This is a genomic window from Collinsella aerofaciens, from assembly GCF_040915425.1.
Lineage (GTDB): Bacteria > Actinomycetota > Coriobacteriia > Coriobacteriales > Coriobacteriaceae > Collinsella > Collinsella aerofaciens_BW.
In genome coordinates, this window is the sequence record NZ_JBCPDN010000003.1 from 61,153 (window position 1) to 70,673 (window position 9,521).

Annotated in this window: 10 protein-coding genes; 8 read left to right on the forward strand and 2 right to left on the reverse strand. The window is 55.0% G+C overall.

Annotated elements, in window-relative coordinates; genetic code table 11:
• Positions 1-27 precede the first annotated feature (27 nt).
• Positions 28-1,257: a putative ABC transporter permease gene (locus AB5164_RS00960; RefSeq protein ID WP_368142370.1), complete on the reverse strand. Its 1,230-nt coding sequence runs from the start codon at positions 1,255-1,257 to the stop codon at positions 28-30.
• A 284-nt stretch (positions 1,258-1,541) separates the two neighbouring features.
• Here AB5164_RS00960 and AB5164_RS00965 point away from each other — a divergent pair, with 284 nt between their 5' ends.
• The 8 genes from AB5164_RS00965 to AB5164_RS01000 all read left to right on the forward strand — a co-directional run bounded on the left by AB5164_RS00965 (position 1,542) and on the right by AB5164_RS01000 (position 8,685).
• Positions 1,542-3,212, forward strand: a complete 1,671-nt coding sequence (locus tag AB5164_RS00965; RefSeq protein WP_215673624.1) for an amidophosphoribosyltransferase — start codon at positions 1,542-1,544, stop codon at positions 3,210-3,212.
• A gap of 158 nt (positions 3,213-3,370) precedes the next feature.
• Positions 3,371-4,474 carry a phosphoribosylformylglycinamidine cyclo-ligase gene (purM, locus tag AB5164_RS00970; RefSeq protein WP_368142371.1) on the forward strand — a complete coding sequence of 368 codons (1,104 nt, stop codon included), beginning with the start codon at positions 3,371-3,373 and terminating at the stop codon, positions 4,472-4,474.
• Positions 4,464-5,162: a phosphoribosylglycinamide formyltransferase gene (purN, locus tag AB5164_RS00975; RefSeq protein WP_368142372.1), complete on the forward strand. Its 699-nt coding sequence runs from the start codon at positions 4,464-4,466 to the stop codon at positions 5,160-5,162. Before purM ends, purN begins: the two co-directional genes overlap by 11 nt.
• A 288-nt stretch (positions 5,163-5,450) precedes the next feature.
• Positions 5,451-5,837 (forward strand): hypothetical protein, encoded by a 387-nt coding sequence (locus AB5164_RS00980; protein WP_117803467.1) that lies wholly within the window; start codon positions 5,451-5,453, stop codon positions 5,835-5,837.
• Between the two features lie 383 nt (positions 5,838-6,220).
• Entirely contained in the window at positions 6,221-6,556 is a 336-nt protein-coding gene (locus AB5164_RS00985) for a zinc ribbon domain-containing protein (protein WP_349114839.1), read from the forward strand.
• Positions 6,557-6,569: 13 nt separating this feature from the next.
• The gene (locus AB5164_RS00990; RefSeq protein WP_118098315.1) at positions 6,570-6,896 is read left to right on the forward strand and encodes a hypothetical protein; all 327 of its coding nucleotides are present in this window, start codon (positions 6,570-6,572) and stop codon (positions 6,894-6,896) included.
• A gap of 417 nt (positions 6,897-7,313) precedes the next feature.
• Positions 7,314-7,970 (forward strand): hypothetical protein, encoded by a 657-nt coding sequence (locus tag AB5164_RS00995; protein WP_368138226.1) that lies wholly within the window; start codon positions 7,314-7,316, stop codon positions 7,968-7,970.
• A gap of 196 nt (positions 7,971-8,166) precedes the next feature.
• Positions 8,167-8,685, forward strand: coding sequence for a double zinc ribbon domain-containing protein (locus AB5164_RS01000; protein WP_368138227.1), 519 nt, complete (start codon positions 8,167-8,169; stop codon positions 8,683-8,685).
• A gap of 10 nt (positions 8,686-8,695) precedes the next feature.
• Here AB5164_RS01000 and AB5164_RS01005 read toward each other — a convergent pair whose 3' ends face one another.
• The gene (locus AB5164_RS01005; protein WP_117803470.1) at positions 8,696-9,262 is read right to left on the reverse strand and encodes a Crp/Fnr family transcriptional regulator; all 567 of its coding nucleotides are present in this window, start codon (positions 9,260-9,262) and stop codon (positions 8,696-8,698) included.
• Positions 9,263-9,521 lie beyond the last annotated feature (259 nt).

Consider the following 9,521-nt stretch of genomic DNA (forward strand, 5'->3'; position numbering starts at 1 on the left):
CATTTTGCGTTTTGGGCGCGGTTGGCGCTACACGCGCGTCGCATCCTTGGGACTCATGGTCATGCTCTGGAAGCGATTCTCCATAAAGTCATTATCGAAGTACTTGCCGTAGAACTGCGCAACGGGAATATCCGGCTCCGTGCCGTTGACGCGCTGGTACCAATAATCGAGCGACTGCAGCGTCATGACGCCGTCGACCAGCATAATGATGGTGAAGATGACGGTAGCCGAGTAGCGACTCTTCCACGGAATCATGTTGATGAGCTTGAGCAGCCTCGGCAGCAGCAGCTTGATCCAGATGAGTCCACCCAGACCCCACAGGCAGGCGAAGCCTGTGCAGGTACGTCCGCCCGTAAGGACGGCGAGCGGATCGGGCATGCCAAAGAGCTTCATATGCGAGTAGCTCCACGAGACTACGCCAAACGAGGTCTGCATAAACCAACCCACGAACACCTCAAAGCTTGCGCCGAGCAGCGCGCTCACCAAAAAGATAATGATGGGGTTCTTTTTGTAGAAGCGGTTGAGCACCATGGTCATGAGTACGGCGCCAAATCCGTAGATGGGGCTGAAGGGACCAAACAGCATGCCGGCGCGGTTCTGGTAGACGCCGGGGTCGTCGACCGTCATGTGCCAGATGTCCTCGGCGATCAGGCCGAGCACGCAGCAGACAAAGAACACCCAGAATAGGTTGAAGTAGTTGAGCTTGATGTAGCCTTCGCCGGTTTCATCGCGACCGAGCATGCCCTCGTCGGCGGCGTCGCGATCGAGCATCTCCTGCAGGCGGCGCTGCAGCTCGCGCTCCTGGCGCAGCGTGGGGTCGACGGTGGCCGAAAGCGCGACGAGGATGCCGAGCTGGATGGCAGGGCGAAGCAAGAAGGGCCCGATGCCCTGGAGCATCACGTCAACCAAAAGCTCGATGACGGTGAATGCAATAAGGATGTAGGACAGGCGAGCGGCGTTGCGGCGCTGGTTTTTGATAAGGTCCAGGCCAAAGATGATCAGGATGACGGCGCTTGCCGCAGAGAGCATGATGCCGGCGACGATAAGGCCGACCGCGACGAGCGTGTTGTCGCCGAGCTTGGCGGCGGCGTTGCCGTTGATGAGCGCGGTGATGACCTGCCACATAAAGGCGCCGACCGAAGGGAGCGTGCCCACGCCGGACAGGATGCATAGGACGGCGTACACCTTAATGATGAGGGGGATCTTCTTGACCTCCGTGGCGCTGGGGACGCTGGGGTCGAGTTCGTTTCGATCCATATAGAACCTTTCTCGTTTTGCTGTAGGTACAAGGATACGCCGCCGACCTGCCAAAAGACAGGACGAACGTCCCAATTGCAACTTTGTAATCCCCAACGGTGGACGCGGCGGCCATCTGGGGGCGCGGGCGCTTGCACTGGGCAGACCGATAAAATGTTTGGCCGCAAAACGGATTATTAGCTCGGTGGGCTTTTAAAAAGCGCTGCTCATGCGCTGGGGAGCGCGTCGCGCCGTGCGTATAATAAGGCGGGTAACGCCAAAATACGAGGCTCTGAGGGGATGCCATGTCTCAAGAAACCATCCGCGCGGCCGAGCGTGCCGCGGGACAGGTGAACACCATGTCGACGTATGATCCGGACTCCGACCAGCTGCATGAGGAATGCGGCGTTTTTGGTGTGTGGGCGCCCGATCGCGACGTGGCTCGACTGACGTACTTTGGCCTGCGTGCACTGCAGCACCGTGGCCAAGAATCGGCGGGAATCGCCGTTGGTGACGGCGGTACGGTTATGGTCCGCAAGGATCTGGGCCTGCTCGACCGCGTGTTCTCCAATGCCGACTTGTCGACGCTCTCCGGTCAGCTGGCCGTGGGTCATGTGCGCTACGGCACCGCCGGCGCCAAGAGCTGGGAAGCCTCTCAGCCGCACCTCTCTACCATCAATAGCGTCATTATCGCGCTCGCGCACAACGGCACCCTCGTCAACACCGACGAGCTGCGTCGCCAGCTGATCGAGCTGGGCGTACCGTTCCTCTCCAACTCGGATTCCGAGGTCGCGACCAAACTCATCGGCTACTTTACTCAGCGTACTGGCCATCTGCGCGAGGGCATTCGCAAGACCATGGAGCTCGTGCGCGGCGGCTACGCCATGACACTCATCAACGAGCAGGCGCTCTACGCATTCCGCGACCCGCACGGCATTCGCCCGCTCGTGCTGGGCAAGCTCGTGGACGAGGGCCTGGACCAGGCCGACGCCGCATCCGTTTCGCAGCTGCCGTCGCAGGACGGCGCCGCGACGGTCGACGCCACCACCCATGTCACCCGCGCCGGCGGCTGGGTCGTCGCCTCCGAGACTTGTGCGCTCGACATTGTGGGCGCTGAGTACGTCCGCGACGTCCGTCCCGGCGAGATTTTGCGCATCAGCGCCGAGGGCCTTGTGTCTGAGCAAGGCGTGCCTGCCGCCGAAGAGCCCGCTAACTGCATCTTTGAGCAGGTCTACTTCGCTCGCCCCGACTCCATCATGAACGGCAAGAGCGTCTACGCCTGCCGCTATGACATGGGTCGTCAGCTGGCACATGAGGAGCCCGTCGAGGCCGACCTGGTCATCGGCGTGCCCGACTCCGGCCTGCCGCCCGCGGAGGGCTATTCGCACGAGAGCGGCATTCCCTTTGGCGAGGGCCTCATCAAGAATCGCTATGTGGGCCGTACGTTTATCGAGCCTACGCAGGAGCTGCGTGCCATGGGCGTGCGTATGAAGCTCAACCCGCTGCGCGACAACATCGAGGGCAAGCGCCTAGTCGTCATCGACGACTCCATCGTCCGCGGCACCACCATGGTGCAGCTCGTCAAGATGCTGCGCAACGCCGGTGCCAAGGAGATTCATATCCGCATCAACTCGCCCGAGGTCATCTGGCCGTGCTTCTACGGCATTGATACCGACGTGCAGTCGCAGCTTATCAGCGCCAACAAGACGGTCGACGAGATTTGCGAGTATATCGGCGCCGATTCGCTGGCCTTCCTTTCGGTCGAGGGCCTGCTGAAGGTCATGCCCAAGGGCGGCTACTGCGATGCGTGCTTTACCGGACGCTACCCCGTGGCGATTCCCGAGAGCTTTGGCCGCGACAAGTTCATGGAGGGCTTTAAGCCCCGCAACCTGGATAAGCCGCTGCATTTTGACGACGACGCCGTGGTCGAGAAATACGATGACCGCAGCTGGGAAGAGGAGCACGGCGAGGCCTAAGAGCTGCCATGTAGGGACAGGTTTATTTTGGTAAGTTTTTACCTGCTGTTTTGTTGATATGACGGAGCGTGCTGTTATGGTGCGCTCCGAAATGAACGCAACTATGAGCACCGTTTGGCGTCCGCGCGGCGCCACGGTAGTGGGAGAGGAAGGCTCAGATGAGCGACAGCAAGCATGTGACGTACGAGGACGCCGGCGTCGATACCGCCGAGGGCGGCCGCGCCGTCGACGCTATTAAGCAGATGGTCAAGGACACCAGCCGCCCCGAGGTCATCGGCGGCATCGGTGGCTTTGGTGGCCTGTTCTCGGCCGCCGCGCTTAAGGATATGGAAGACCCGATCCTGATCAGCGGCACCGACGGCGTGGGCACCAAGCTCGTGCTCGCCCAGATCATGGACCGTCACGAGACGGTGGGCCAGGACCTGGTCGCCATGTGCGTCAATGACATTTTGGCTTCGGGCGCCGAGCCGCTGTTCTTCCTGGATTACGTTGCCATCGGTCACATTGAGGCCGAGCACATGGCAAAGATCATCAAGGGCGTGGCCGACGGCTGCAAGCTCGCGGGTTGCGCGCTCGTGGGCGGCGAGATGGCCGAGCACCCGGGCGTCATGGCTCCGGCCGACTACGACCTCGCCGGCTTTACCGTGGGCGTCGTCGACCGTCCCAAGATGCTCGACCCCGCGAACGTTCGCCCCGGCGATGTGATCCTGGGCCTGCCTTCCACCGGCGTGCACTCCAACGGTTACTCGCTCGTGCGCAAGGTTATCGGTGTCGACGGCATCAAGCCGGGCACGCCCGACGCTGCCGCTAAGGCCGAGGAGCTGAGCCGTCCGCTCGAGGAGCTCGGCGGTGCTTCGCTGGCCGACGCTCTGCTGGCCCCCACGCGCATCTACGTCAAGCCGATTCTGGAGCTGCTCCACGGTGGCGCCAACGTTCATGCCATTGCCCATATCACCGGCGGCGGTATTACCGAGAACCTCAACCGCGCGCTCGCCGACGACGTCGATGCCGTGGTCACCCGCAACGGCGCCGAGATGGGCTGGGATGTTCCGCCCGTCATCACCTACGTGTCGCGTCAGGCCGAGCTCGCGCCCAACGAGGCATGCAAGACCTTCAACATGGGCGTCGGCCTGTGCCTGATCGTCGCCCCCGAGGACGAGGCTGCCGTGACCGAGGCTCTGGTCGCGCTGGGCGAGAAGCCGTTCCGCGTGGGCGAGTGCGTCGAGGGTTCCGGTAAGGTCGTGTACTCCGATGAGCGCTAGCGAGCAGATGGCTGATGCCGAGGGCCTGGGCTTTGTGCCCTACACCCGTCCGACCGGCACCGATACGGCCGAGCCGCTCAAGATCGGCGTGCTTATCAGCGGTTCGGGTACCAACCTGCAGGCGCTGATCGACCTGATCGCCGCCGGCAAGCTCAACGCCTCGATTGAGCTTGTGGTGTCGAGCCGCCCTTCGGCCAAGGGCTTGCAGCGCGCCGAGCGTGCGGGCATCCAGACACTCACGCTGTCCAAGGATGTCTATGCCGACCCCATCGCGGCTGACGAGATCATTGCGCATGAGCTGCTCGAACGCGGCTGCGAGTACGTGGTGATGGCCGGCTATATGCGCATGGTGCACACGCCGCTGCTGGCAGCGTTTCCCAATCGCGTGGTCAACCTGCATCCGGCATTGCTGCCGAGCTTTACCGGCGCCCATGCGATCGACGATGCGTTTGCTCGCGGCGTCAAGGTGACCGGCGTGACCGTGCACTTTGCCAACGAGATTTACGACAACGGCCCCATCATCGCCCAGCGTGCACTGGCTGTCGAGGAGGGCTGGGACGTCGACACACTCGAGGAGCACATCCACGCGATCGAGCATGTGCTGTATCCCGAGGTCGTGCAAATGCTCGCCGACGGTCGCGTTCACGTGCTGGAGAGCGGCAAGGTGGCAGTTGACCCGACGCGCTAGTCGTTGGTTTGTGTTGGCGGTTAAGCGTCGGAGGTACGCTTAACCGCCATTTTTATGCATTGCGATCTGCGTTGTTTGAGGCAAACGATTGCCACAGCTTGATGTTCATAGTCCAATTGCTTCGCCAAGAGACGCGATCCGGCAAGAGATTAATTTAGCCTAATAGAGCCATTTGCTCTTCTTTATGCTCGGGATACGTCGGACCATAATCAAATGATAATGCGCTAAATAATCTTATGGGGATAATCAAATTATCTTTTGTACGGGTGCTGTCTGTTGGGAGCAAAGATGGGTGCACAATTATTTTCGAGACGAACAGCAATTAAAATGGCCGTTGCCGCGGCTTCTGTCCCGCTGATTGGTCTAGTTGGATGTGGTGAGAAGTCGATTGTTGGAACTTGGGCAAACGACGACGGAGACGAAATTCTCCAATTTGATGAGAATGGTGATTGTTCGGTTCCTTTTACCTATAACGGTGCGTGGCTGGAAAGCTGCGATCGCTATACGATTCAAGAAGACGAGACATTGGTTCTAAGTAGCAGTCAAGGAAATATCAGCTCTCAACATTGGAAGAAAGCCAGCAGCAAAGAGGAAGCTGAAGAGGCGGATGATAGGCTCTATTTTCTCAATGGGGATGAGCTTGTTATCAACAACGAAACGTACACGAGAGAATGAGAGCTAAGACACGCCGACCGTGTGAAGATGGGGAATGCCATAGATGAATACCATGCCGGGCTCGTGACAAACATCATTGTCACGAGCCCGGCACACATCAAAGTATAAATTGTTCACCAGTCCGCATCCTCTTTTTGCTCAGATTGAGCCGTTTGCTACTAGTGCGGTTGTTGCTCAGATGCCGCAGGGGCGTTATCAAATGCTAATGCCTGTTTGTTTCCAGTGTGGATAATAAAGTTTGCCTAAATAATTTCGTGTTTGATTTCGAGCCCAAACGAGGGCTATGGCATTAAAGCCACCATGTTTTCTAGAAATTTGAACGGTGGGAGTCATGTCGATTGCGAGATTTGACGGGTTGGTTGCCTGACTGGAGGGTGGATCTAATGAAACCAAAAAAAGAAACCGTTGCATTGCTGTCACTTGGCTTGGGGCTTTTTGCGCTGGTCTACGGGCTTATAACAAAAGCGATGCTATCTCATCGTTATACATTTAAAGCTCCTCTTACCAGCATGGAGCTTTCGGTTTTGGCAATTATTGGAATCGGATTTGTTTTACTGATTGTTGGCGCGCTTCTATTTATAAGCGTGCGCTATACATCCAAGAATGTTGTTGATATTGATTCGACACGGAACAAAGGCAAAGTATGTCCTTATTGCCAAACTCGAATCATAGGAGATGCAAAGCACTGTCCGAACTGTGGTCAAGAGTTGGGTCAATAAGAAGGGGCTTGAGATGCCGAGGACAACAGTAACGATTTGCGCGCACGGTCAAATTGATACGCCAAGAGTCTTAGAGATCTGGAAGAGCATCATTGAAGGCGCCGGTTTTCAACAGAAACTAATTAAGGGTGAACCTTGTTGGTCGAAGGGCGACGGCGTACTGATGCTGCAGCGCAATTTTACGATTGCTTTTGGCGAAAGGGAAATTGTGCTTGAGGGATGGATGGGCGATGCTCTCTTGGGTGAATCCGATTTGACGGGCGTTAACGGGTGGATGCAAAAGAAAAAGATGAAAGGGCTCCTGTCCCAAGCGGAGGGTGCAATTAGGAGCATAGTCTAGGCTGCATTAGATAGCGATACGGTGTTTATTGATGACTGAAATGCATGGCTGGGCCGTAAAAATATAAGGATACTGGTAGCCGGGTGCCCGATTTAATTTGGACACCCGGTGATTTCGTTAATCTTGTCAGCGAGCTTCAAGCCAACGTTATCCGGTTGCCATTGGCTTCTGGAAAGACTTAGGTTAAGTGACAAGTGATCGATGCTAGAGGCCAAGCGAAGGATATGGGTATGTCACTGTCTTCGGTTGACCGTGATTCATTTTGACTTGATGTGGGCAAGCGGTCTTTGTCGTGAGCGCCGTTAGGGTATGGCTTTTTCCATGTCTGCTGGAGGCCGAAATCTAAACAAAGTAGCCAATAGCGGCCAAAAGACTATAGGACGCTAGAAAAAAGCGATATTTGCGGATAGGGGTAAAATGAGAAAAGCAATCGATTTAATAGCAATTTTTATATTTGGAGCAATGGTTGTATACATTGCTTCGGTCGTTTCATCCAATGGGGCGGCGGCGCAGTATGCTGTGTCGGGCTTTTGGGGCGAATGGGCGGAATCTCCCAAAACCTCAACCATCGCATTTTGGATAGTGCTTGTATATCTTGGGCTTGTGGTATTGACTTGTTCGCTGTGCTGGAAGAGTCCCCTATTGGTGTTGGCGGCTATGAGCGCAGTCTCGATTATGGTTTTCGTCAATCCCTCTTATTCAGTTTATATTTGCTACGTTATGTTCGGTCCAGGGCATTTCATTGGAGACCTGCTTATGCCCATTGCGTCATTTTGCGGAGCGGTTATTTTTGGCGGTCAATTTGCCTTTGAAAACGGATATGGCTGGTTTGTAAGGCTGATTTGTGTCTTGTTCTGGTCAATGGGATTCTTGGCGATCGTTGCAGCTCCGGGCGAGTTCTTTAGCGAGCTGTTCTCCGATTCAGGAACGACGCAGTCAATATCGAGCAGAAGCACAAGATCTGATTGCAGTGACGAGATTGATAATTTATTGCGTGATGCCAAGATGGATCGGATCCAAGAAACGTTGGACGACATTAAATACTGGGAAATTCGTAACGGAGGCCGCAAGTAGCTGTGTCGAGATTACGCGGATGAAATGAAAGACCTTAATACGCGACACAAGGCAGATGATGTCGCTGTGGCGCAGAGACTTGTTATATCTGCCGAGGTGCTGCATGTGGGGGACCAGAACGCCATCGCCTTTCGGCGATAATGGCTGGTTAGTGATTGATTGCGATAGTTAGCCAGCAAGCTAAGAGGAGGATAATATGCCACTGCTGCCAGTTGACCATGAGCCATTCCATCTTGATGCGGGTGAACGATCCACGCCGCGCATTGAGTTGATCTATGATCTTGAAGAAGAAGCGCGAAGACTTGAAGATGACTATCAGGTTCTAGTGGATGCGTTATGCGACGATATCGTTAAAAGCGAGGGCGAAGATGAAATACGGTCGAGTATTGAGCATCGAATCGGCATGCTGATAAACATCAAAGAGAGCCAGCGCCTCTGCTATGCCCAAATTGAAGATTTGGTGCCTAGACGTCATCCTTGTCCGGTCCCTCCAATGAAAAAACGTCCCAATTGTTGCGATGAGATCGAATGCCAATGCTGCGGTACAAAAAATGAGATAGATGCTCAATTCTGTACAAATTGCGCTAGTCCTATTGATATGGGCGACATATGGCGTTATTGCAAGAAGTGTAGGATTGCATACAGTAGAGAGATCAACTTTTGTCCTGAATGCGGCTCAGCAATAACCGTTGAGATTAAACGTAAAAGGAAATAGTTTCTCGTTGCTATATGTTTGCCCTTACGCGTGAAAGCGTAATTGGTGACATGCCCAAAAATGATGAGATGCGCGAATGGGGGACCCTGTCGATAACCCCCGGATACTCCTCGAGAAACCATTTGTAGCGGTCACGAGCCGGCAACAGCCTAAGGGCGGATTCGGTTTTATAATGATCGTGCCAAGCCCTTGATAGATATCGGTTAATGAGAGTTGCAAGTCCTGGATTATATTGGGCTTTATTTTGAACATCGCTTATCTTGAGAAGAACGAGCGTGCAGTCTGTTAAAGCTTCAATATAAGTCGGGGATGGAATGTCAAACTCGGGGCTAGGCATTACAGGCATGCCCGGCTCCGCCATTATGCAGTCAGTGATTTCCGAACCATCGCTTTGTAGAGAATACGAACAGGCTACCCCCTGTTTTAAAAGGTAAAACCATTTTTGTTGGGTACCCATTTCAAGGATAATTTCTCTTTTTTGAAATTGCTGGATTGAAGCCATTGCCACTAGCTCGGCTAATAGGTTTTGGTTGTCGCACGGGGCGTACTGACAGAAAAAATTCGGATCCAGGGACACGGAATCGCTCCAACGGGCACATATCGTTAACAAATGCTAACCAAGAATAAGATACGCCATCGGGGGGGGGGCATTATCAAATGCTAATGAGATTCTGGCTTTTTCGGAAATTTCAGAAATACATAAAAATGGAGTGCCGCTGCGCCACTGTTTGCCAGCTGTGTTTTTCGTTGCTGTGCCGCTGTTAGCGTCGGATTATTTTAGCCAAATATAGTCGGCCGAGATTGACCAATCCCGGCCGACCCATTTTAGCCAACAC

What these genes read in the sequence shown, in the direction of transcription:
- AB5164_RS00960 (WP_368142370.1), bottom strand. Translation starts at nt 1,257, where the DNA reads ATGGATCGAAACGAACTCGACCCCAGCGTCCCCAGCGCCACGGAGGTC.
- AB5164_RS00980 (WP_117803467.1), top strand. Translation starts at nt 5,451, where the DNA reads ATGGGTGCACAATTATTTTCGAGACGAACAGCAATTAAAATGGCCGTT.
- purN (WP_368142372.1), top strand. Translation starts at nt 4,464, where the DNA reads ATGAGCGCTAGCGAGCAGATGGCTGATGCCGAGGGCCTGGGCTTTGTG.
- AB5164_RS00965 (WP_215673624.1), top strand. Translation starts at nt 1,542, where the DNA reads ATGTCTCAAGAAACCATCCGCGCGGCCGAGCGTGCCGCGGGACAGGTG.
- AB5164_RS01000 (WP_368138227.1), top strand. Translation starts at nt 8,167, where the DNA reads ATGCCACTGCTGCCAGTTGACCATGAGCCATTCCATCTTGATGCGGGT.
- AB5164_RS00995 (WP_368138226.1), top strand. Translation starts at nt 7,314, where the DNA reads ATGAGAAAAGCAATCGATTTAATAGCAATTTTTATATTTGGAGCAATG.
- AB5164_RS00990 (WP_118098315.1), top strand. Translation starts at nt 6,570, where the DNA reads ATGCCGAGGACAACAGTAACGATTTGCGCGCACGGTCAAATTGATACG.
- AB5164_RS00985 (WP_349114839.1), top strand. Translation starts at nt 6,221, where the DNA reads ATGAAACCAAAAAAAGAAACCGTTGCATTGCTGTCACTTGGCTTGGGG.
- purM (WP_368142371.1), top strand. Translation starts at nt 3,371, where the DNA reads ATGAGCGACAGCAAGCATGTGACGTACGAGGACGCCGGCGTCGATACC.